Annotated in this window: 25 protein-coding genes and 2 pseudogenes; 2 read left to right on the plus strand and 25 right to left on the minus strand. The window is 49.8% G+C overall.

Going from position 1 to position 23,080, the window contains the following annotated elements; translation table 11 throughout:
* Positions 1-382 precede the first annotated feature (382 nt).
* The 7 genes and pseudogenes from GS3922_RS09120 to GS3922_RS09150 all read right to left on the minus strand — a co-directional run bounded on the left by GS3922_RS09120 (position 383) and on the right by GS3922_RS09150 (position 5,710).
* The gene (locus GS3922_RS09120) at positions 383-2,062 is read right to left on the minus strand and encodes an acyl-CoA dehydrogenase family protein (protein ID WP_063166089.1); all 1,680 of its coding nucleotides are present in this window, start codon (positions 2,060-2,062) and stop codon (positions 383-385) included.
* Positions 2,063-2,080: 18 nt separating this feature from the next.
* Positions 2,081-2,389 (minus strand): annotated as a pseudogene (locus GS3922_RS18520) (AMP-binding enzyme); the annotation flags it as partial.
* Positions 2,311-2,664 (minus strand): AMP-binding protein, encoded by a 354-nt coding sequence (locus GS3922_RS18525; protein ID WP_470303233.1) that lies wholly within the window; start codon positions 2,662-2,664, stop codon positions 2,311-2,313. The gene GS3922_RS18525 and the pseudogene GS3922_RS18520, both read right to left, overlap by 79 nt.
* Positions 2,643-3,032, minus strand: coding sequence for a MerR family transcriptional regulator (locus tag GS3922_RS09135; protein WP_063166092.1), 390 nt, complete (start codon positions 3,030-3,032; stop codon positions 2,643-2,645). Before GS3922_RS09135 ends, GS3922_RS18525 begins: the two co-directional genes overlap by 22 nt.
* Before the next feature lie 146 nt (positions 3,033-3,178).
* Positions 3,179-3,967 carry an ABC transporter permease gene (locus GS3922_RS09140; RefSeq protein WP_063166093.1) on the minus strand — a complete coding sequence of 263 codons (789 nt, stop codon included), beginning with the start codon at positions 3,965-3,967 and terminating at the stop codon, positions 3,179-3,181.
* A gap of 2 nt (positions 3,968-3,969) precedes the next feature.
* Positions 3,970-4,743 carry an ABC transporter permease gene (locus GS3922_RS09145; RefSeq protein ID WP_063166094.1) on the minus strand — a complete coding sequence of 258 codons (774 nt, stop codon included), beginning with the start codon at positions 4,741-4,743 and terminating at the stop codon, positions 3,970-3,972.
* The gene (locus GS3922_RS09150) at positions 4,733-5,710 is read right to left on the minus strand and encodes an ABC transporter ATP-binding protein (RefSeq protein WP_063167362.1); all 978 of its coding nucleotides are present in this window, start codon (positions 5,708-5,710) and stop codon (positions 4,733-4,735) included. The genes GS3922_RS09145 and GS3922_RS09150 overlap by 11 nt, the downstream gene beginning before the upstream one ends.
* A gap of 164 nt (positions 5,711-5,874) precedes the next feature.
* Between GS3922_RS09150 and GS3922_RS09155 the strand changes: the two genes are divergently transcribed.
* Positions 5,875-6,135, plus strand: a complete 261-nt coding sequence (locus tag GS3922_RS09155) for an MbeD/MobD family mobilization/exclusion family protein (protein ID WP_063166095.1) — start codon at positions 5,875-5,877, stop codon at positions 6,133-6,135.
* A 67-nt stretch (positions 6,136-6,202) separates the two neighbouring features.
* Positions 6,203-6,358 (plus strand): annotated as a pseudogene (locus GS3922_RS18150) (DUF1259 domain-containing protein); the annotation flags it as partial.
* 327 nt (positions 6,359-6,685) lie between these two features.
* Here GS3922_RS18150 and GS3922_RS09160 read toward each other — a convergent pair.
* From GS3922_RS09160 to GS3922_RS09245, 18 genes are all read right to left on the minus strand, one after another.
* Positions 6,686-7,378 carry an ABC transporter ATP-binding protein gene (locus GS3922_RS09160; RefSeq protein WP_063166096.1) on the minus strand — a complete coding sequence of 231 codons (693 nt, stop codon included), beginning with the start codon at positions 7,376-7,378 and terminating at the stop codon, positions 6,686-6,688.
* Positions 7,362-8,141 (minus strand): ABC transporter ATP-binding protein, encoded by a 780-nt coding sequence (locus GS3922_RS09165; protein ID WP_063166097.1) that lies wholly within the window; start codon positions 8,139-8,141, stop codon positions 7,362-7,364. Before GS3922_RS09165 ends, GS3922_RS09160 begins: the two co-directional genes overlap by 17 nt.
* A gap of 11 nt (positions 8,142-8,152) precedes the next feature.
* Positions 8,153-9,142, minus strand: a complete 990-nt coding sequence (locus GS3922_RS09170) for a branched-chain amino acid ABC transporter permease (RefSeq protein WP_063166098.1) — start codon at positions 9,140-9,142, stop codon at positions 8,153-8,155.
* Complete coding sequence (locus GS3922_RS09175) at positions 9,139-10,011, minus strand: branched-chain amino acid ABC transporter permease (protein WP_063166099.1); 873 nt, start codon at positions 10,009-10,011, stop codon at positions 9,139-9,141. Before GS3922_RS09175 ends, GS3922_RS09170 begins: the two co-directional genes overlap by 4 nt.
* Positions 10,012-10,029: 18 nt before the next feature.
* Positions 10,030-11,238, minus strand: coding sequence for an ABC transporter substrate-binding protein (locus GS3922_RS09180; RefSeq protein ID WP_063166100.1), 1,209 nt, complete (start codon positions 11,236-11,238; stop codon positions 10,030-10,032).
* A 495-nt stretch (positions 11,239-11,733) separates the two neighbouring features.
* Entirely contained in the window at positions 11,734-12,324 is a 591-nt protein-coding gene (locus GS3922_RS09190) for a hypothetical protein (RefSeq protein WP_063166102.1), read from the minus strand.
* A gap of 55 nt (positions 12,325-12,379) precedes the next feature.
* A complete protein-coding gene (locus GS3922_RS09195; protein WP_063166103.1) occupies positions 12,380-13,504 on the minus strand; it encodes a cupin domain-containing protein in 1,125 nt (374 codons plus the stop codon).
* Between the two features lie 13 nt (positions 13,505-13,517).
* A complete protein-coding gene (locus GS3922_RS09200; protein WP_063166104.1) occupies positions 13,518-14,006 on the minus strand; it encodes a DinB family protein in 489 nt (162 codons plus the stop codon).
* Positions 13,997-14,944 carry a fumarylacetoacetate hydrolase family protein gene (locus GS3922_RS09205; protein WP_063166105.1) on the minus strand — a complete coding sequence of 316 codons (948 nt, stop codon included), beginning with the start codon at positions 14,942-14,944 and terminating at the stop codon, positions 13,997-13,999. Before GS3922_RS09205 ends, GS3922_RS09200 begins: the two co-directional genes overlap by 10 nt.
* The gene (locus GS3922_RS09210) at positions 14,944-15,372 is read right to left on the minus strand and encodes an acyl-CoA thioesterase (protein WP_063166106.1); all 429 of its coding nucleotides are present in this window, start codon (positions 15,370-15,372) and stop codon (positions 14,944-14,946) included. The genes GS3922_RS09205 and GS3922_RS09210 overlap by 1 nt, the downstream gene beginning before the upstream one ends.
* Before the next feature lie 15 nt (positions 15,373-15,387).
* Positions 15,388-16,614: an FAD-dependent oxidoreductase gene (locus GS3922_RS09215; protein WP_063166107.1), complete on the minus strand. Its 1,227-nt coding sequence runs from the start codon at positions 16,612-16,614 to the stop codon at positions 15,388-15,390.
* 44 nt (positions 16,615-16,658) lie between these two features.
* Entirely contained in the window at positions 16,659-16,928 is a 270-nt protein-coding gene (locus GS3922_RS17275) for a hypothetical protein (protein WP_225995657.1), read from the minus strand.
* An 82-nt stretch (positions 16,929-17,010) separates the two neighbouring features.
* On the minus strand, positions 17,011-17,676 hold the full coding sequence (locus GS3922_RS09225; RefSeq protein ID WP_063166109.1) for an MFS transporter: 666 nt from the start codon (positions 17,674-17,676) through the stop codon (positions 17,011-17,013).
* A gap of 10 nt (positions 17,677-17,686) precedes the next feature.
* Positions 17,687-19,135: an IS66-like element ISGst1 family transposase gene (locus GS3922_RS09230; protein ID WP_063166110.1), complete on the minus strand. Its 1,449-nt coding sequence runs from the start codon at positions 19,133-19,135 to the stop codon at positions 17,687-17,689.
* An 87-nt stretch (positions 19,136-19,222) separates the two neighbouring features.
* Entirely contained in the window at positions 19,223-19,396 is a 174-nt protein-coding gene (locus GS3922_RS18155; RefSeq protein WP_225995643.1) for a hypothetical protein, read from the minus strand.
* A gap of 6 nt (positions 19,397-19,402) precedes the next feature.
* Positions 19,403-19,939, minus strand: coding sequence for an MFS transporter (locus GS3922_RS09235; protein WP_225995644.1), 537 nt, complete (start codon positions 19,937-19,939; stop codon positions 19,403-19,405).
* Between the two features lie 132 nt (positions 19,940-20,071).
* Positions 20,072-21,250, minus strand: coding sequence for an acetyl-CoA C-acetyltransferase (locus GS3922_RS09240; protein WP_063166111.1), 1,179 nt, complete (start codon positions 21,248-21,250; stop codon positions 20,072-20,074).
* Between the two features lie 81 nt (positions 21,251-21,331).
* Positions 21,332-23,044 (minus strand): acyl-CoA dehydrogenase family protein, encoded by a 1,713-nt coding sequence (locus tag GS3922_RS09245; protein ID WP_063166112.1) that lies wholly within the window; start codon positions 23,042-23,044, stop codon positions 21,332-21,334.
* Between the last annotated feature and the right edge of the window lie 36 nt (positions 23,045-23,080).

A 23,080-nucleotide genomic window follows, 5' to 3' on the forward strand; every position in this document is an offset into this window, starting at 1 on the left:
TTCCTAAAAGGCCGTCGCAACCATGTCCCTGCCAAACACAACAGAGCGGCCCATCCGTTTTTAGCGGCGGCCACCGCCAAAATCATTTTACGGCCTTCTAGACTTTTCATCTTAACGAATTTTCAGGCGCGGCGCAACCAAATCGCTGTTTCCATTTGGCAAACGCGGTGCACTTCGGCCGATTTGAAGCAGTCATCGTTTTTGCAGAGAACGAACAAGATGGCATCGAAGTGAGAAATGACTCTTTCTTTGGGGTAGTATATGTGCTTGACATGTTGCCACTTAACCAATGTTCGTGTAGGCAGCTATCCATCCAGCAAAAAGAGATGCCCGCAGACGAACGCGCATCTCTTTTCCCCATTGTCCCTCACTTGCCATCCGCTCACGAATGGGAAAGCGGCGCCGCTCCTTTCGCTCGAACAATCAAATCAAACTCACGCACCGATGTCATCCGTTCGTCGACAAGCCCCCGCTCCCAGATGCGGTGCAAAAACAACTCAGCGATCAATCGGTTTCGTTCATTTTCCTGCCCACGTTCGAGGGCGACGACGCTCAAATACACATCACACATCCGGTTGGCCACCGTTTTCGCATGAAACGTCTGCACTTCCTCCGCTTGGCCGCCAAGACGCGCGAGCGCTGACACCCATTCCTTAAGCCCCGCTGCCACCGGGCGAGCGAGCGGCTTCATCTCGTCCGCCACCCTCTCAAGCCGCGCCTTCATCTCGGCGGCAAACCGTTCGTGAATGCGGTATTTGCGCATGAGCCGCAGCACTTCGAGCGCCAAAATGTTGGCTGTCCCTTCCCAGACGGTCAGCACTTGGGCGTCACGAAGCAGGCGCGGGGTGACAAAATCTTCAATGTATCCGTTGCCGCCGTGCAGTTCAATCGCCTCATGGCTGAACGCGATCGCCTCTTCGGCCGTACGCATCTTAAGGAGCGCAATCAGAAGCCGGAGCCAGGCTTTCTCCGCCTCATCTGCCTCATGCGGCGCGGTCATGACGCGGTCAAACAAGGCGACCATGTCAAAACAGGCGCTCGTTTCCACCTCTTGACGCGCCGTCAAGTCGGCGAGCGTCGCGCGCACCATCGGGTAATCGGTCAGTTGATGGCCAAACGCCGTGCGCTGCTCAGCGTATTGTTTCGCTTCCTCGAGCGCCCGCTTCATGATGCCGACCGAGGCGATCGCATTGCAGACGCGCGAGAGATTAAGCGCTTCCATCATATAATAGAAGCCTTTGCGCGGATCGCCGACGACATACGCCTTGGCGCCATCAAACACAACTTCGGCCGACGGCACCGCGCGCACCCCTAATTTATCTTTTAAGCGGCGGATGGTGATGCCGTTTACTGTTCCATCCTCGTTGCGCCATGGGACGAGAAACAAGCTCAGCCCCTTCGTCCCCGGACCGCTCCCGTCAATGCGCGCCAACACGAGCGCCACGCCGCAGCGTCCGGCATTGCTGGCAAAATATTTTTCCCCGTACAGTTTATAATAATCGCCGCACGGCACCGCGCGCACGGCGTTGGCGCCAACGTCCGACCCGCCTTGCCGCTCCGTTAAAAACGTCGCCCCTTCATACAGTTCGACCTCGCCGGTGGAAATGACATGGGGTAAGTACCGTGCTTTTAACTCGTCATCGGCGAAATATTCAAGCACGTACGCCGTTGCCATCGTCAGCGTCACGGGACAATAAAACCCAGGCTCGGCTTGGGATAAAATGTACCCTTGGGCGTACGAATACATGTAGTTTCCTTTTCTTCCAAGCTCGGGAATCGGCTTGTGCACATAGCCGACGATTCCCGTTTCATACGTTTGTTTTGCCGTCTGTTCGTATCCTTCGTTCACCCACACTTCGGAAATGTCGTTTCCAAAGCGGTCATATTTGATCAGGCGCGGCTGTCCTTCACGATCGGTATGCACAGCGCGGCGGTCGACGTCCGTCAAGCAAAACTCGTAAAACGATGAGAGTTTTTCCTCTGCATATTGGTACAACTCATCATCCAAATACCGTTTCAAATTCCCTAGCAAATTCGGATCGACTTCACAAAGCGGTTTCATCGTCCCTCCCCTTTCTTATTATCCCTGTACTTCCTGCGCCGTCTCGCGCGCCCGCAGCGCTTGTTTCAGCACTTTTCCCGTCGCGTTGCGCGGCAATTCAGCGATTGCCTCATACAAGCGGGGAATTTTATAGTCAGCCAGCTTGTCGGATAGGAAGCGCTTACACTCGTCAGCAAGCGACGCAAGCGGCGCACTCAGCACAATGAACGCTTTCGCTGTTTCGCCCCACTCCGGATGCGGTACGCCGATCACGGCGACATCGGCGATCGCCGGATGCGTCCGCAGCACATCTTCCACTTCCTTTGGGTAAATGTTGACGCCGCCGGAAAAAGACGGGCGTTGATCGGCACGACAACCGCGCCAAGGCGCAAAACGGCAAAGTACGAAATGGCAAACTCCTTCGTATTCGGCATATACAGCGCGACTTTATCACCGCGGCCGACGCCAAGTCGAGCCAATGACGAAGCCAAGCGGTTGACCGTTCGGTCGACCTCGGCATACGAAAGCTCCGTTTCCCCATCAATAACGGCCGTTTTTTGAGGAAATTTTCTCGCTTGACGGGCGAGCAACTCCGAAATGTTCATCCTTCTTCTTCCTCCCATTCTCGCAATCGCTTTTCAAAATCGGAAAGCAGAGATTCCATCTCCGCCTTCAGCTGCAACAAATCGTCAATTCGCTCGCTCACCTCCTTAATTTTTTTGCGCCCGTATTCGACCGTTTTTTCGAGTTGTTTCCTTCCCGTGCGATCCTCATCAAACAGCGCGATCATCTCATGGATTTCGTCAAGCGAGAAGCCGAACCGTTTGCCGCGCAAAATGAGCTTGAGTTTCGCCCGCTCCTTTTTCGTATACAGCCGTTGCCCGGACTCCGTCCGCATCGGGGTAAGCAGCCCGCGCTCTTCGTAATAGCGGATCGTCCGCGTGCTCACATCAAACTCATGCGCCAAATCGGAAATGGTGAAATAATGCATCGTCATCCCTTTCTTAGATATAATATTCTGAATTTTATTTTATTTTACGTTGACGTAAAAGTCAACCAATATCGTGCTTGGGGAACAAAGAAAAAAGGATGTCTCAGCAAAAACGAGACACCCTTTGCCTGAAGATGGATGAATCCTCACCCGCCCGCTCCTGTATAAAAGCGCAAGGCAAAGCACCAAAAGCGGCGGGCAATCCATAAAAAGAGGAAGGACACAACCAAAGCGGCAATCGCTGTCCGAGCACTCCATTTGCCTAGCAGCGCCAGCGCGGGGGTGTTCGTGATTAATACGGCCGGCAATATGTAGGTGATCACCATCCGAACCACTCCGCGATACATGCTGCCGGGGAAGCGGGCCGTTTCAAAAAACGAGTCGAAAATAAACGACAAGTCGTCGATGCGCACCACCCAAAACGATGTCGTCATCAGCATCATCCATAGCGAATAAATCAACAAAAGCGAAGCAGCCATCACAACAAGAAACATCAATACGTCAGCCGCCGACGGAACGTAGCGCCCGACAGACAAACCGTAGCCGATGACGCCGAAGCCGAGCACGACATCGATGAGCCGCCAAAAGACAAGATGGCGGAAGCTGACGTAAAACATGCTATCGACCGGCTTTGTCAAAATGTAATCGAGCGTGCCGCGCCTAACGTGTTCAAGCAGCCGCGGCATGTTCGGACGGAGCGCAAAGTCGATGAACCCGCGCAGCGTATTAAAGACGCCGAGCAAGACAAGCACCTCCGCGTACGTCCAGCCGCCTAAATCATCCGTCTGATAAAAAAAGATATGAACGGTGAGCAGCGCCATGCCAACGCCAAAAAAACTGGCTGCGAAATTGCCGAAAAATTCGCTTCGATACTCCATTTCCTCCACGACACAGGCGCGGAAAAATTCGCGGAACACCCGTCCATACCGCCGCATATTCATCCACCTACCGCCTGATTTTTTTTCATTCCCGCCTTCCACAGCCATTGCAAAACGGCAGCGAACACAAACAGCCACCCTGCCGCGATGGCAAAGCCGTGCACCAATTCCCCTCGACTTGCGGCTCCGGTGGCGATTTCAATCGGAAAGCTAATCATATAGCGGAACGGCAGCCACTCGCTCCATTCCCGAAGCTGCGGCGGAAGCAGCTCGAGCGGCGCGATTCTTCCCGACAAAAACAGCGAAATAACATCGATGACGCCGTACACAGCCGCCACTTTGGTCACCCAAAACGCCAGCAGCCCGCACGAGTAGCTCAACAAAAAACGAAGCGCCGCGCCCAATACGACCGCCAGCAAAAACCACCCGATTTGGCTTCCGGTCATATGTGGGCGAAGCGCCGGCCAAAACACCGTCCCCACTGCCCAAACCGGCACTAAAATGACGAGAAACAGCCATTTATAGATGATATTTTCCGCAATCGCCCAATGGATCGGATGAAGCGGCCGCAACAACAAGTTCGAAAACGTCCCTTCGCGGATTTCACGGTCAAGCTCCCATACATCCCACGCACTCGTCATCCGCTCGACAAAAATGACCGCCATAAAATAAAAGACAAACGACTCACTCTCTTCCGGATGAATGTTCATCCAAACGAACATCGTAATGAGCGGCTGGGTGATGGCGCCCGTCATCCAGACGAACGTCGCCAAGCGGTACGCGATCATTTCAATATACTTCATGCGCAACAGGGCGATATATTTACGCACCATATCCATCCCCCTGAAACGCGCGCGTAATCACTTCCTCAAGCGGCGGATCTTCGATATTGATATCACGGACTTCAAACTGCTGAAGCAGCCGCGCCGCCGTCCCCGCTGCCGTCTCGCGCGCCACCCTGAGCACAACCGTTCCCTCTTCCATTTCCGCCACTTCCCCATACTCGTCCCAGTTGATGTTTGGCAGCTGCGCAAACCGGACTTCCAACCGCTTGTACGGCGCCAGCTTCTCCGTCAGCACCGAAAGTTCCCCGTCGTAAAGGAGCCGACCGTAGTTAATGATCATCACCCGGTCACAAAGCGCAGCGACATCGCCCATGTAATGTGACGTCAGCAAAATGGTCGTCTCGTGCTCTCGATTGTAGTCAACGATAAAACGGCGCACGTTTTCTTGCGTATGAACGTCAAGCCCGATCGTCGGCTCATCTAAAAACAACACGTGCGGCCGATGCAAAAGCGCCGCCGCCAGCTCGCAGCGCATCCGCTGCCCGAGCGACAAGCTGCGCGTCGGCTTGTCCAACAGCGGCGCCAAATCAAGCAGCTCGGTGAGCTCCTCAAGCGTCTGGCGGAACGACCGATCATCAATATCATAAATGGCTTTATTGACCAAAAACGTCTCCATCGGCGGAATGTCCCAAATAAGCTGGCTTTTTTGTCCCATCACTAAGCTCATCATCTTTTTAAACTCCGGCTTTTGTTCAAACGGCACAAAACCGCCGACCGTAATCTCCCCTGATGTCGGATGCAACAGGCCGGCAAGCATTTTCATCGTCGTCGTTTTCCCCGCCCCGTTCGGGCCTAAAAAGCCGACAATCTCCCCTTTTTCGATCGTGAACGAAACGTCTTTGACCGCCTCGATGACCCGGTAGTCGCGGCGCCATAAATGGCGCACCGCCTCAAGCCATCCGGCTTCGCGACGATGAACGCGGAACGATTTATGCAAATGGCTGACACGGATCACCACATTCATCCCCCAATATGTGCAATGCTGTTGACATTCTTTTGTTATATCACATTCAGAGGGAGTGCTGCAAAGAAAAACATTTCGTCATCTTTTCTCTATCGTTCCCATCTTTCGTCATGTATAATAATAGAAGAGAATCGAACGAGAAAGAGGGGTGTCGAATGGGGGAAATCACCAATGAAATGATTTGGCAAGCCATCAAAGAGCTCGCCGATCAGCTTCAGCAAACAAACGGACGAGTCGAGCAGCTCACCAAACAAGTGCAACAGATGAACGAACAAGTGCACCGGTTAAGCGAACAAGTGTCCGACATGGATCAGCGGCTCACCGACGTCGCCAACGGCCAAAAAATTTTAGTGGAAGAACTGTTTGAAAACAAAAAGGAGATCAAGCGCGTCAAAACGGCGCTCAACCTGTATTAAGGCTCATCCTTTCACCCAGTTTATGATTTCGCTGCTTTCCTCTCGATTTGTTTCTCATCTTTGCTGCACTCATCGGAAAAAACGGGGCATTTCCGTCACCGCTGTCCACAACCACTGGTTATTTGAGTAACCGCGGGCCATGTATATGCACTTTCAGTCGATCGAGCCCCCGCTTGAGTTTGCCCGTAACGTGCGAGAGGCATTTCGGGTGTTAAAAGACTAGCGGATAAGAGTGGATTGGCCCTTTTGCTGCCTCGACAGGCCGCCTCATCGACCGAGCGTCACCAAACGGTTCTAGCAGTTCCTGCTCGGAAAAAGGTTTGCCGCGAAAACTTTCTTTCTCTCCTGTTTAGGAGTCCTTCGCCCATTTTCAGAGATAGCAGAGCACCATCCGAGCCCCATCGGCTAGACGATTGGAAACAGCCGAGACTGAGGCGAAGGGCTTTCAACATCACTTGCATCCTATTCTAAAATCCTTCTTTTTTGAAACCATCCCCCCGACCTATGCCTCGGGGGGACTTTTTTACCGACCTTCTAGCAGTTCGTAAAACTAAGAACTCAACAGCAAATACTTGTTTTTGACGTGGATATCCAATTCGTTCGGCGTTCCGCCAAACACAACCGCTCCTTTGTTCAAAATATAGACGAAGTCAGCCAGTTCCAACGCCATCGCTAAATTTTGCTCGACCAACAAGATCGTCAGCCCTTGTTGTTTCAATTGCCGAATAATTTCCGTCACTTCTTGCACCATCAACGGCGACAATCCTTCCGACGGCTCATCAAGAAGCAGCACTTTCGGATTGGTCAACAGCGCTCTCCCGATCGACAGCATTTGCTGCTCCCCCCCGCTTAAATCGCCACCCATCGACGACTCCCTTTCCTTTAACCGGGGGAACATGGCGTATATTTGATCCAACGTCCAACCGTTTTCGGCCGGACGATATGTTGTCATTAAGTTTTCCTTTACGGTCAAATTCGGGAAGATTCGTCTCCCTTGCGGAACAAGCCCAATTCCTAACCGCGATATTTGAAAACTCGTCTTATCTTGAATTTCTGTCTGTTCCAACACGATCTTCCCTGTTTTAGCCGGAACCATCCCCATAATGGAGTGGATCGTCGTCGTCTTCCCCATTCCGTTCCGACCTAACAAAACGGTCACTTTTCCTTTTTCCACCGTCAACGAAACGTTGTGAAGGACATGGCTGTCTCCATAAAACGTATTCATGTTATAGACGTTCAGCACCGACCGTTTTCCCCTTCCCGATATAAATTTCGTTGACCCGTTCGTCACCCCGCACTTCATCAGGGGTTCCATCGATTAAAATATAGCCGTCATACAGTACAATCATGCGCTCGGCCAATCCAAACACAACATCGAGATCGTGTTCGATCACCATGACGGTAAGATCCTTTGGCAACTGGTGAAGCAACTGGACAATGTAAGTGGTTTCGGCTTGGGACATGCCCGCCGTCGGTTCATCAAGCAAGAGCACATCAGGCTCCATCGCAATGCCGAGCAAGATCTCGACTTGCCGCTGCTCACCGTACGACAACGTTTTTACTCGTTCATTGGCAATCTCCTTGAGCCCCCACGTCTCAAGCAAATGTTCCGCTTCCGCAAACAGCGCCGGCGCCCGGCGGGCATTTCTCGGTTTGAACCATACATTCGCCATTCCGCGCTTCCGCTGCAATACTAATAACAAGTTGTCGAGCACTGTCAATTCATTAAGCAGATTATTTTTCTGAAACGTGCGCACAATCCCTTCTTGCGCTCTTTTAAAATTCGGCATGTTTGTCATTTCTCTTCCTTTGTAATAGATCTTGCCTCCGGTAGGAAGGAGATCGCCCGCTAACAAGTGAAAAAACGTCGTTTTTCCCGCCCCATTCGGGCCGATCATTCCGATTCGCTCGCCTTTTCTCACGCTGAGGGATACGTCCTTAATAATTTGCAAGCCGCCGAAATGCTTGCTGATTCTCTCAACATGCAATATGACATCCTTTTCCATTTTCCTCCCCCTTATTGATTGGCCTCATTATTCACCAATGGTTTCGTGCCTTTTTGTGAAATCGGCAGCCTATGGGCGGCTAGTTTTTGAAACAGACGCGCAAAACCGACAAGCCCTCGCGGCATAAAAACAACGAAAAGAATGAAAATGATCCCGATAATCATCGTCCACACCGTTGTATAAGAACTGACGATCGTCTCCAATATAACGATAAACGCCGCTCCCAACACAGGGCCGATCATCGTTCCGGCTCCACCAATCAACACCATAATGAGCACCGATCCCGACATCGTCCAGTACACATCGTTCGGCGAAACAAAACCGTTCAAGTTCGAATATAAGGCGCCTGAAATCCCGCCGATGGCTCCTGCTATGATAAAAGCAATGTATTTATACAGGGCGGTGTTATACCCCATCGCTTTCATCCGCATTTCATTTTCGCGAATTCCGATTAACACATGACCAAATGGAGATTTAACAATCAATCCTAAGACGATGTAAACAACGACAAACACGAGCACAATTGAATAATAAAGGAACACAGGATTGGAAAGATCTATCGTCCCTAACATCGGGCTCGGCAACCCGGACAGCCCGTTCGATCCGCCCGTTATTGTGGTCGATTGATGGACAAACGAGTAAATCATTTGCGAAAAGGCTAGCGTCAACATAAGAAAATAAAACCCGTTCACTTTCACGCAAAAAAGACCGATGACGGCCGACGCCGCCGCAGCAATTAGAACCGAAGCCAAAAGGATCAACAGAAACTGCGGTGACCACTCTTTCGCCAGAAGGGCCGACGCGTACGCGCCAATCCCGAAAAAGGCGGCATGCCCTAATGAAACGAGTCCCGTATAGCCGACAAGCACGTTCAAGCTGAGGGCGAAAATCGCTAAAACCAAAATTTCAGCAAGCAAATTGAGATAAAACAAGGAAAAGAAAAAAGGGACGGCAATAAGCAAGATGACAGCGACGATGCCAATGAAAACTTGTCTATTCAATGCTTGATCACCTGCTTTCCAAGTAATCCATTCGGTTTGCTAATTAAAATGACGGCCATAAGCGCAAATACAAGAAATAAACTGAGTTCCGGTACAAGAAAACGACCAAACGTTTCGACAATCCCGACAACTAAACTGGCGACAAACGTCCCGGCAATCGAACCGAGACCGCCGACAACGAGAACGACTAAAGCTAAAATTAACGTTTGAAACTCCATGCTTGGGTATAAGCCAAGAATCGGTGAAGCAATCACCCCGCCTATCCCTGCCAAATACCCGCCGACAAGAAAAACGACGGTAAAGACGAGCTTAATATTGACTCCTAATGCGCTAATCATTTCTTTGTCACTCAACCCAGCGCGGATCATAGCCCCCCAACGCGTTTTTTCTTGGACAAACCATAAACAAGACGCCAACACGACTCCAGCAACAATAACAAACAATCGGTATGCTGGAAATTCTTGATGAAAGAAATGCAGCGTTTCCGATAAAAAAGAAGGGAGGGGAATCGATAAAACATCCGATCCCCATATGATGGACGTCACATCGTGAATGACATACGCCAATCCGAATGTTAACAACACTTGGGATAAATGCCCTAAATGGTAAGTCGGCCTAAGCAAGATGAGTTCGATGATGAGGGATAAAACGGCTACAATGAGTGGTGCGATGAGTAGGGCGAGCCAAAAGTTTTCGAATAGTTGCGTCGTCAATGTATAGGCAACATACGCTCCAATCATATATAACGAACCGTGGGCCAAGTTCAATACCCCTAATATTCCAAATACTAATGATAAGCCGCAAGTAATCACAAACAACAACATGCCATATGACACGCCGTTGACGAGTTGAGCGGCAATGATGTCCATCTTTTTTCTCCCTCCGTTCTATTGTCCAGGATCTTTCACTTTCTCGATCACTTCAATCACTTTGTTTTCAGCTTGACCGTTCACTAGGTTCGTTTCGATGATATACATATTTTGAATAATATGATGGGTTTCCTTATCAAACTGAATCGGTCCGCGCGGACTCACAAACTGCACGTTGGAAATCGCCTCGACCACTTTGTCAGGATCAGAAGCATCACCGCCGACCGTCTCTAATGCCTCCGCAATAATTTTTGCGGCATCGTAACCTTCCAACGCTTCAATCGTTGGGCGTGCATTGTACTTTTTCTCAAACGCGGCGATAAACGCTTTATTTTCCTTTGTATCTAAATGATAGTCCCAGAAAATGGACGCGATCGTCCCAACTCCTGCATTTCCTTGCTGTTTCCGGACATCTTCCGACACAAGCCAGCCGGATCCAATTAATTTTTTCTCCTTTTTCAACCCAAACTGTTCGTATTGCTGAACGAATTTCACTGCGTCACTTCCCGCAAAGAAGGCGTAAACAGCATCTGCATTGGCGTTTTTGATTGTCGTTAAATACGAGGAGTAATCGTTGTTTCCTAAAGGCGGATACACTTCACCGACTACTTTTCCGCCCGCCGCTGTATACGCTTCTTTAAATGCGGCGGCAACTTCGCGGCCGAAGGCGTAATCGGCTGCAGCGATATACACTGTCTTTCCGATATGGTCGTATGCCCATTGACCAAGCGAATAGCCGATCTGCCATGAAGAGAAAGACGATCGCCAAATGTAATCGCTCCGTTTGCTTCTTGTCAAATCATTTCCTCCGGCATGGGAGACAAGAAACGGCATCTTTTTCTTATCCACCTCATCCCGAATCGCGTAGGCAACGGCCGTGCTCACTGTTCCTGTCAATAAATCCACTTGGTCTTGATCGATCAACTTTCTTGCCTTCCTAAGCCCTACTTGCGGGTCGGCTTCCGTATCTTCCACAATGAGCTCAATGTCCTTTCCAGCGACTTTCCAACCAATGCTTTCAAAATAGAGCTTCATCCCCATCTCCAAGTTTTTTCCTAAAGACGCGTACACTCCTGATTTTGGCAAAAGAGCGCCAATTTTGATCGTTCCATCATTCTTGGCCGTTCCCCCTTCGTTCTTCGTTGTCGACTGGATTGCGCTGTTGCCGCAGGCAGATAAAATCGTTAACAAAACAGCCAACACGATGACATAAACCTTTCTTTTCATTGAAAATCCCCCTTTATCATGTTCTTGACTTTCTAAAGCGCTTTCATTTTTTTAAATTAAATTCATCTTTCTGTCCTTCACCTCCTATTTTCACTATTTTAAATATCCTAACTTTTATAATATATAATAACTTTAGAAAATTAAATATATTATTTCTGCTTTAGTTAAAAAAACATATAGGCAAAATCACCTAAATAATGCTGATTTATATGTAAGAATGCGTATTTTCCCGAAAATACACATTTTGTTTTTTATCACTTCGTATTCTTTTCGTAATACTTATATTTTCTATATCGTTCAATTAATAAGGAGTAAGGTGGCAGGAGAAAGCTTCGCATGGCCAACATCGCCAGCAGCCATCGCTCCATTGGTGGACAACCGGTCACTATAGAGCTCTCGAACGTCCGTCCATGCCCATACCGCCGGGATCTCTCGCGGCCATAAAAGAAGCCCAAGAGAGTTTCCGTAACGGATCTCTTGGGCTTTTCCTATCATCTAAATAACAACAAACTGGCCGTTAACAACCCCTAACGGCCAATGGCCGCGTTCTAGCACAGCAATGAGAAAGTAAAACGGATTGGTCTCCCATCCTTCAAGATCGGACAACAGTTCCCAAGCACAAGCCATTCCACCGATGTACATCATATAGCCGACCGCGGTAGTCACAACGTTGTCCCCATATGGACGTAACACCGCAAATAACTGGTCAAAACTGTGTTGAAAAATCACAGGCGGCACCTCATCGGCCAGTGCCAAAAGCGCTTCCAATCTTCCTGCCCGTTCAGCCTGGTGCTTGAATTGATCAGGAACATGCCGCAGCGCCTGCCAAATGCCATCCTCTTCGAGACGAATCGCCTCGATTGCTGATCGCAATTCTTGTTCAGCCAGCCACTTCACCTCGACGTGACGGACGCCGAAAAAATCGGCAAATTGGCGGAGCGGATGTTCAACCTGTTCATTTCCCTGCCGGCCAAGCGAAGAAAGCCAATCGATATTTACGAAGCGGTCGAACAGACGACGGACTGCCGCGTTTTCCGTCCCCGCCGCCCCTGTATGGTTGATTCCCTTTTCAGAAACTGTGCTCATCGTCTCCCTCCTTATTTATAATCCCCTGCAGCTGCCGATCACAGGGGAACGGCTTTTAACTGCTTACCGCCTCGGCCTCAAACTCCCCGACGATCGATTGATATCCGTTGTTATTCGGGTACGCTTCTTCACGCTGCAATCCGAGCTTTTCCATAATCGGCAAATCGTTGGCGCAGAAGAGAAGCGCATCCTCATTGGACGTGTTCACATGTTCGTGCCACGCCCAGTTCGGAATGACGAAATAATCGCCTTTTGTCCAGTTGAACCGAACACCGTTAATGACTGTATATCCTTCTCCTTTGAACACGTGATAAATCGCTGAATACGTGTGGCGGTGCGCTTTTGAGTGATAGCCAACCGGCAATTTTTGCATCCAAGCGGCGATGTTCGGGTTGGCCGTATGGCCGTTCGATGGATTAATGTACTCGACCGCAATGCCATCATACGGATCCGGTTCCAAATCGCTTAACCCTGTCAACGCCGCTTCGGTCTGTTTCCACTTGTACAACCCAAGCGGTGCGACTTGCGGCTTCCGGTCACCGATCGGCCGAACCATGCCGCCGCGATACTTGCGCGCCGAGTAATCATCCGGAAGCGACGGCGGCTCAATGCCATCCGGGTACGGTTCAAAGAACGTGCCGCCTGTCGAATAAATAAACGGGATATCTAAACAATCCATCCAGAACATCGGCTCTTCTCCCGGATGGCTATGGCCATGCCATAATCCGCCTGGGGTGATGAGAAAATCACCTTCTTCCATAAACAGCCGTTCGCCCTGGACGATCGAATACGCCCCTTTTCCGTCTGTGATAAACCGCATGGCGCTTTGTGTATGGCGGTGCGATGGCGCCGTTTCCCCAGGCAAAATGAGCTGAACAGCCGCATATAGCGTGTTGGTCGTCGACGCCCATCCCCATGGCTGCCGCTGTTTGAGCCCGGGATTTTGCAAGTAAATGGCCCGCCGCTCGCCGCCGCGCTCCGGTGTGAAAATTTGCGTCGCCTCTAAAAGAAGCTTGCGGAGCGTTTCCCCTTTCCATAAGTACGGCACCGCTTCCGGCTTCGGCTCTTTATGCATTAAATCTGGAATCGCTTCCCATAGCGGCCCTAAATGGTACTGTTCAATTTTTTTCGTAAACTCTTTTACTTCTTTGCTTTGGAAAAACGGATTGGCTTCTGCCATGGTTTCTCCCCCCTTAGGCAGTCTCGTATTTTTTCATGTTCCGTTCGATTTGCTTTAAGTGGCCGGCCAAATGATCGGTAAGAAAATGTTCAATTAAAAACGTCATCGGCTTCACGCCAAATTTCGGATTGCGGTGTGGCGCTTCCAACGCCAACTGTTCGTCATTTAGCGCCGCCAGTTGTTGATCGGCTGATTCCGCCGCCTCTTGAATCCCGTGAATCACCTCATCGACATGGCGGGCGTCCGCTTGGCGAACCGCCGCCAGCCTCGCTTCATCATTGAGCCCCCGCCCCCATTCGCCGCCACCGGCTTGAATGACACGAACAAGTTCCCTTGTCCAGTAGCCGATCACTTCTTCAATGTGACAAAGAATTTCCATGATCGACCATTCGTCGGCAGACGGTTTCCAGCGGATCTCTTCTTCTGTCAACGTGCTAACTTTTTGGATAATCTTCTCTACCGACTCTTTGATTTCTTGGCGGTATTGCTCGATCAACGGCATGACGGTTCCACCTCCACCGGACTCGGTACAGCGGCGACCCGGTTCTCGAGTGCGCCAATGTTCTCCACTTCAATGCGTACGATATCCCCGTGCTGCAAAAAGACTTGCGGATTGCGGGCAACGCCGACACCGCCCGGCGTTCCAGTGCAAATGACATCGCCCGGTTCAAGCGTCATAATATGAGACAAAAATTCTACAAGATAATGAACATTAAACACCAAGTTTTTCGTATTCGACCGTTGGCGCTCTTCCCCATTAACGGTCAATGAAATCTCCAAGGAATGCGGATTGGGAATTTCGTCTTTTGTCACAAGCCACGGTCCCATCGGCGCGCTCCCATCAAGCGTTTTTCCTTGCAGCCATTGGATCGTCCGCCGTTGCAAGTCCCGTGCTGTCACATCATTGACAATCGTATACCCAGCCACATACTTGAGCGCATCCGCCTGCTTTACATTCCGCGCCCGTTTGCCGATGACGAACGCAAATTCCGCTTCGTAATCGAGCTGACTCGTGATCGGCGGCAACGGGATGTCATCTTCCGGACCGATGATCGTATTGCTAAACTTGGCAAAAATGACAGGGTATTCAGGCAGTTCTCGTTTCATTTCGAGAATATGCTCACGGTAATTATGGCCGACGCAAATGATTTTGTTTGGCTTTAACACCGGTGCTTCCATTTTGACATGGGCGCGGTCGATCGTAAGCCCATGTGCCAAGGCGAATTCAACCGCTTTTTGCGCCTCTTCCAAACTTTTCTCTCCGCCTTCAAGCAGCCCGATGGTATCGGCTGGAACAAGCGCGGCGGCAAGCTGCTCGGCGCGCGGATGCCCGTTGGCTTTTAGCCGGGCCACATACGCTTGATGGAGATCGATGACTTTGTCTTCAACGATACACCCAGCGCGCACCGCATCACCCAATCGGTAGTTGATGATTTTCATCATTGTCCCTCCTCACGTGTGGTCATGGCCGCTGTCTGCCTCATATTCTCACGAAGCTCCGCCGGGATGGGAGCGGCTTTCGGCCTGTCGCCAGCGAATGTCGTCCACACCCGCACCTCATACCCGTCAGCCACGAGCTGGTCCCCGCGGAAAAACTGATGCTGGATGCGGAACGATTTTTCTCGCAGGTCATCAATAGACGACTTCACACAAACGTGATCTTCAAAAAAGAGCGGGGCATGAAACTGGCATTTCGCTTCCACAATTGGCATGCCGATTCGCTCTTCTTGAAACCATTTCCATGTCGAATGCCCAAGGCTGGCAAAAAAGTGGTGGGACGCTTCATCCATCCACTTATAAAAATTCGGGTAAAAGACGATGCCTGCCGCGTCAGTATCCCCCCATCGCACTTGAAAAGCGTACTCCATCGCGTTTCCTCCTGATCAATATTTCGTTGACAACTGCGGCGGTCCCGATTTCGGTCCATATGGCCCTTCATCAAGCCATTTGCCGAGACGCGGCAAAATCGGAGCAAGCGAAGCTGCTACTTCACGCTTCAGATGAATGGCCGGATCGGTGCCTTGAATATGCTCTAAGGCGATGCCTGCGCAATCGCGATTGTATCTTGCCGCGATCAGCCGCTCGTTGGCAGCTGCCGCAATGGCCGCTTTCGCGTCTTCGCGGTTTTCCGCGTCAAGCGCCGCTCGAATCGCTTTCGCCGCCATGATCGCATCCGGTACGCCGGAGTTCATGCCGCGCGCGCCAAACGGGGCAAACAAGTGCGCAGCCTCGCCAGCTAACAGCACACGATGATGGCGGTCGGTGAGCGATTTAGCAACCACCTGGAAAAAGCGGTACGTCGACACCCATGTGATGCGGTCCGCGTATTTGTCCGGCATCACTTTCGGCAGCCATTGTTTCACGCCCTCCACACTGCCGAACTGTTCCGGATCATCCCCATCCAACAGCTGCAAGTCAATGCGCCATCCGCCGGCAAACGGCACAAAGAGAACGTTGCGCCCATCCACAGCCGGGTGTTGATAATGAAACACCCGCTCGAGCGGCAGCGGATCCGCTTCATCTTCTTTCACATCGACGACAACAAAATAGTCTTTCGTCCGCGGCCCTTCCATTTCAATGCTGACCGATTGGCGGACAGTCGAGCGTGCCCCGTCAGCAGCAATGAGATAATCGCACGACCACCGTTCGCCCGATGCGGTGATGACAGTGACCCCTTCCTCATCGGTCTGGACATCGAGAACCGGCGTCTCCCAGACGAATTCGACCCCTGCCTCAAGGCAGGCGTTATACAAAAATTTTTCCGCTTCCACCTGCGGCAAACTCGTAAACGGCGGAAGCGCGTTCGGATCAGGAGACGGATACCGCTTTACATACACTTCCTTGCCGCGGAATAATGTGCGCTTGATCGGCCACACGACGCCATGTTCGGCAAATGTTTTTCCTAACCCTGTATAAATATCCTCTAAATGCTGGAGCGTCGCCTTATGGAAATAAATCGCCCGGCTTCCTGGCCGGAGACGGTCTTTTGGTTCTGCCTCGATCACCGTCGCTGGCAGTCCGAAATGACGCAATGCCAAGGCCGCAGTTAATCCGATGGGTCCTGCCCCGACGACGAGAACAGGGCGCTGTTGAACGTTAGCTTGACTCATCGTCTCTTCTCCCTTCTTTTCCATGACTTTTGTTTCTCTATTGATTAACCCACTTGTTGTCGATGATTGCGCTCGTCGATAACCCGCTTTGCCTTCATCGAAAAACGGGGTAATGATCCCGGCGCAACCCGTTCGACATCGATGCGGATGCCGATCCGTTCTCTGAGACGGTCGGCTAAACGCCGTTCGACATCCGCTTCCGACTCGATTTGCACTTTTACTTGATTCATTTCCTGCTCTGTGTAATAGACAATGCGAAACTCTTTAATTTCTATAAATTCTCTGACAATCGTTTCAATCGATGATGGGAAAATATTTAGACGATAAACAAGGGGAGGCTGCCCCCATTGTGATGAACCTTTTTTGGCAGCCTCGTACTATATGATTTTCCGTCTTTCATACTAACTCTGCCTTTACATTAGCATCGACGGTTGGCTGTTTGCTCTTCAAAATGATGGTCGTGCACATCCCTATGGCGGCTAAAGCGGCCAGTAAAAGCATTCCGCTTTTAATGGTGACGAGCCCGAAAATCATCGGCCCGACAAATCCCCCTAAGGAGGCAAAGGAATTAACGAGCGCAATTCCAACTGGAGCAGTAGACTCTGTGAAGAAAAAAGTCATATAAGCCATATAGACGCCGGCAAAACCGTATAAACCAATAGCAGCGAACGACAATAAAATGATCATTATCACGGAGCTCGTTGCAAAAGCGCTTGCCCCAAATCCAATTAGAGCAATCAGAAAACTAATGACGATATGAATCCGATGGGAATTCGTTCTGCTCGCGTTCCAGCCCATAAACAATAAGGAAATCATTCCGACTAACGCGGGAATCATGGTGATCCAGCCGATTTGCAAATTGGATGAGACGTTTTCTGTTAGGGATTTTACAATAGATGGGAGCCAAAACCCTAGTCCATACATGGCGGTGTAGTTGGCGAAGTAGACAAGCGTCAATTGCCAAACTTTAATATCTTTTAACATCTCTTTCTTTGTTGTGTAACTATTCACCCCAGTGCTAGTGTATAAAAAAGCCCAGCACAAATAGGGCATTTCGGTCATAGAAAATGCCCTAGGTAGCGGAAAGAACTCGATCGATCGTTTCGCCTGCCAACAGAAGACATAACGAATCCCACACGTTTTTTTCGTGTTTCGTCAGTGTGGAAACGATGCTTCTTGCGATGCAAAACGACTGCGCGAATGTTTCTTCGCGAAACGTACCCGAAATGTTCTCTTTGACTTTGACCATGCGAAGATCGCGTTCGGCTTGGTTGTTATCAAAGGGAACATGTACTTCACGTAAGAAACGCAGCGCTTCTTCCTTTCGTTTTTGAAGGCGTCGAACAAAAGCGAGTGCTTTTTTCGGAAGAGGCGTCATCGTTTCTAATCGGTGTTGTGCTCTTTCTAGGATGCGATCATACACTCGTTCCCACCGTCTCGCTTCTTCTTCGGAAAGTGCACCGTGATGGGCTTCGACGGCTTGCTTGGCGGCTAACAGAAACGTGGTCATGCGCATCGCCCACGTATGCCCTTGTTCGATGAATCCTTTTAACTCACGCAAATGGTGGGCATGACAAAGGGCATGGGTGGCATGTGTGTATTTCGGATATGTACCGAACGCATCGTGCATCATCGTCCCTTCATATCGGGGAAGAATCCCGATATCATCGGTCGCTTTTTTTCCACGAGAAGCGTGAGGAGCCAAGTATGTATATCTCGATGTACACGCGACATGCACCCATGCGAGTTTCCCATTGATGCGCAAACTCGTTTCATCGACATGCAGGATGTTGGATTCAAGTAAGGCGTCTTCGATGATGTCCATATTTGATTCCAGCGCTTCGCGTCCTCGTTTCACCATATTGGCAAGGGTTCCCGTACTAATCGAGTGTTGATATAACGCTTCGATTGTATCACTTAAACGCTTGTACGGGATCAATTGGATATGATGTAAATAAACAACGAGCGCCGTGAGCCGTGGACCGTATTGCACATGATTCGTGACATGGGATGGGAATTCGGCTTGTTGCACGCATCGACAATGTGGACACGATTTCACTTCACGTTCATGTTGTGTCACCTCGATCGCCACAGGAGGGACATCAAACACTTGACGGATATCGACTTTGAACGGTTTGACTTCACGCAAAGAAGCTCCACATCCTTGACACGTATGCACACGGTGGACGACACGATGATGTGGATGTTCCACTTGACGGAGCGTCGTTCCTTGATGTCCTTCTTGTCCGCCTGGCTTGTTGCCAGATGGTTGACGAGAAGAACGTGTGTTGGCAAAACGGTCAGAAGATGGGGGCAAATGGCTATTAGAGCTGTTTTTTTTCGTGCGTGCTTCCAGCTCTTGAACACGGTACTTCAGTTGTTCATTTTCTTTGCGTAGCTGTTTGTTTTCTTTCAACAGTTGCTCAATGACTTGTTGTTGGTGAGTAATGAGCTGCTTTTGTTGTTGGACTTTGCTGATTAAGCTTTCAACTGTAAATACAGCTTGTTGTACCGTCAACATGCGATTCACCTCCTTGTCTATCAATATTCACATCATGGACAGGAAAAGCAAAAAATATTCAGCTCACTTTATGATGTGGCTGAATAGTTACTTTGTTGTTTTATTAACTCGTTTGCTTTCCACTCTTTCTTTTTCCAATTCCCCTTCGAGCCAGTCGCTTTCTTCTTTCGTTAACCATTTGGCTTGTTTCGGAGTATTTGTCAAATAAAATAGGACAACAATGCCTAACACCACTGCCGGAATCCCTTCTAATATGAACATCCATCGTCAACCGGACAATCCACCCCATTGAACAACATCCATAATCCATGTTGATAATGGAGCGCCGATAATTGATCCAATCGGTAATGCCAGTATTAAGACAGAAGTGGCAATCGCCCGTTCCCGTTTTCGGAACCAATAGGTGAAATATAAAAGAATCCCGGGGAAAAATCCTGCTTCTGCGACCCCTAATAAAAAGCGTAAGACATATAAATGGGCGGCCGATTGTACAAATCCAGTTAATACGACAATAATTCCCCACGTAATCATAATGCGGGCAATCCATACTCTTGCGCCAACCTTGTGCAAAATCATGTTGCTTGGCACTTCAAACAGAAAATATCCGATAAAAAATATCCCTGATAATAAACCAAACACCTCCGCAGAAAGAGCCAACTCTGCATTCATGCTCAGTGCTGCGTATCCAATATTAACGCGATCCAAGTGAGCGACAATATATAAGATGAGAATAAAAGGTAAAATTCTTAACATTGTCTTTCGAATGACTCGTTGTTTTACGACTTCCACATTCATATTTTCCATAAATACCCTCCTTTTGCCACCAAGAGATGAAAATTAAAACGTAAATAGTTGTAGTCCCCCGTAAACGGGGGCACCATTACGGTCGGTCACAAACTTCCCGTGTTCTTTTTCTCTATTCACTAACGTTACGAGTTATAGCCTCTCCCAAATCGCTGCTATGCCTTGGCCGCCGCCGATGCATAGCGAGGAAGCGCCGTATTTCTTTCCTCTTCTTTCGAGCTCATACAGAAGCGTCAATGTAATCCGCGTTCCTGAAGCGGCCAGGGGATGGCCAAGAGCGACCGCACCACCATTGACATTGCCTTTGTCATCCTCAAAGCCTAACTCCTTCTGGCACGCTAAATATTGGGCTGAAAACGCTTCGTTAATTTCGATTAAATCGAGATCATCGATCGATAAATTCGCTTTTTCGAGCGCTTGGCGGATCGCTGGCACAGGGCCAATCCCCATATACTGCGGCTCGACGCCGACGACTCCCCACGAAACGAGACGGGCAAGCGGTTTCAACCCACGCTTGGCGGCATATTCCGCCGAAGCGACAATGACTGCCGCCGCCCCGTCGTTCATCCCGCTGGCATTGCCTGGCGTCACGACTCCGTTTTCCAGGAAGCGCGGTTGGAGTGACCGCAACTGTTCCAAACTTGTTCGACGCGGGTGTTCATCCGTATCAATGACCGTCTCCCCTTTTCTTGCTTGCACGGTGACGGGGGCAATCTCTTGTCGAAAATACCCTTTTTCGATCGCGGCAAGCGCCCGCTCGTGGCTGCGAAGGGCGTGGCGGTCGACTTCTTCGCGGGTAATGTGATACTTTTTCGCTAAATTCTCCGCTGTTATGGCCATGCTGCAACCGCCAACCGTGTCATACAACCCGTCCCACAGCCAATCTTCCACCGTCGGGCTGCCTAACGCCGTTCCCCAGCGCATGCCGCGAATGACGTGCGGCACTTGGCTCATATTTTCCGTGCCTCCCGCCAGCACGACGTTTGCTTCCCCAGTTAAAATGAACCGTGCGGCCATAATGATTGCTTCTAACCCCGTCCCGCATAATCGGTTAACCGTCACGGCCGGTACATCGATCGGCACCCCAGCCTTTAAGCCGACGTGGCGGGCCAACAAGTGGGCGTCACGGCTCGACTGCTGGACGTTGCCAAATACGACATGGTCGATTTCTTCCGGCTCGATGTTCGCCTTTTTCATCGCCTCCCGTGCTGCGATGGCCCCTAGGTCAGTGGCGGAAATATCGCGAAACGAACCACAAAATTTGGCAAATGGTGTACGTGCTCCTTCAAGCAATACGATCTCGGTATGCATCATCGTTCCCCTCTCCGTCTTTTTTGCTTTTTTCCATAGGAAATTCCCCAGCCAAAACGATCGGCATTCACTGATCGTTGACTACTTGACATACTTTTCGTGTTGAATCACTTTTTCAGCGATTTGGCGCTTGAGCGTGACCGTATCAACCAGCGGCCCTCGCATAAATGTCTCTATACTTTGTGAAACTCTTTTTACTAGTTGTTCATCTTGCAAATAAGGGATAACATTCAGCGAGCAGCCGAGCAGTTGCTGGATTGTCTCTTGAATATACACTTGCACATAGTTTTTCTTTTGTTCTTCCATGTCGACCGCATTTTGTGCTATAGCTTTTTCTGCCCTTAACAAAGCGCTTTCCATTGCGTAAATTTGTATGGCCATATCCGCTAAATAGGCTAACAGTTCTTGTTCCGTTCCATTCTCGACATGCCGTTTTTGGATCGCACCGGCCATCGCCCAAAACAACGACTTCACATCATAGAGCTGCTTTGTTTCGTTGGCAAACGCGACAGCCTGTCCCTCTTGGCGGGAAATCCCTTTAGATGGAGATGGACAGTTTCGCAACAAGGTTGACGCGATGATGATTCGATTGATTTCATTCGTTCCTTCAAAAATACGGTAAATTCGTGCATCACGATAAAGCGTTTCGACCTCATACTCCGCCATATAGCCGTATCCGCCATGAATTTGTACCGCTTCATCAACAACAAAATCGAGCACTTCAGTCGAAAACACTTTATTGATCGAACATTCCACAGCGTAATCGGCAATTGTTTGAGCGATATTGCCATTTTCCCCCTTCCATCCTTGTTCGAGAGCACCGGCCGTGCGATAAATCATACTCTCATTCACATATGTCTTGACCGCCATATCGGCGATTTTATGTTGAATTAAACCGAACTCGGATAACGAACGGCCGAACTGCCTTCTTTCTTTAGCATATTTCACCGATAATTCGAGTGCCCTCTTCGCCATCCCTAACGCGGTGGCGGCAAGTTTATGGCGGCCGATGTTTAAGATATTAAAAGCAATGATATGCCCTTTCCCGATTTCACCTAATACATTGGCAACTGGAACTTTTACGTTATCAAGAATCAAAGAACGGGTCGAGGAACCTTTTAATCCCATTTTTTTCTCTTCGGGTCCAACCGACACTCCCATATAGTCTTTATCGACGATAAACGCCGTAAACCGTTGTCCATCCACTTTGGCGAAAACGATAAAGAAATCCGCAAACGCCGAGTTCGTAATCCACTGCTTTTCACCGTTCAAGATATAATATCGCCCGCACTCAGATAAGCGCGCCGATGTTTTTGCAGCTAGCGCGTCTGTACCGGAAGTTGGTTCTGTCAACGCATAAGCGCCGATCTTTTCGCCGGTAACCACATAAGGCAAATAGGCTTTCTTTTGCTCCTCTGTGCCAAAAAAGACAATGGGCAACGACCCGATGCCTACCTGTCCGCTGAACGTCACAGCAAACGACCGGCCTAAGGCCACCTTTTCGCTGATGATGCATGAACTGATCTTATCCAAATGAAGCCCGCCGTATCGCTCAGGAATATCGGCACCCAATAACCCGAGCTCCCCTGCTTTCTTTAATAGACGGACAGTTTCGTCAAACTGTTGAGCCTCAATGTCCCCTAAGACGGGCAGCACTTCCTTCATGACAAACTTTTCTGCCATATCAGCCAGCATGTGATGTTCGTCGGTAAAGTCCTCTGGAGTAAACACTTCACTGGCGGAAACATGTTCATGGATGAAACACCCGCCTTTATATTCTTTTATCTTTGCCACAGCTAGCCATCTCCTTACGTCATCATTTCAGCCATA

This window comes from Geobacillus subterraneus, from assembly GCF_001618685.1.
Classification (GTDB): domain Bacteria; phylum Bacillota; class Bacilli; order Bacillales; family Anoxybacillaceae; genus Geobacillus; species Geobacillus subterraneus.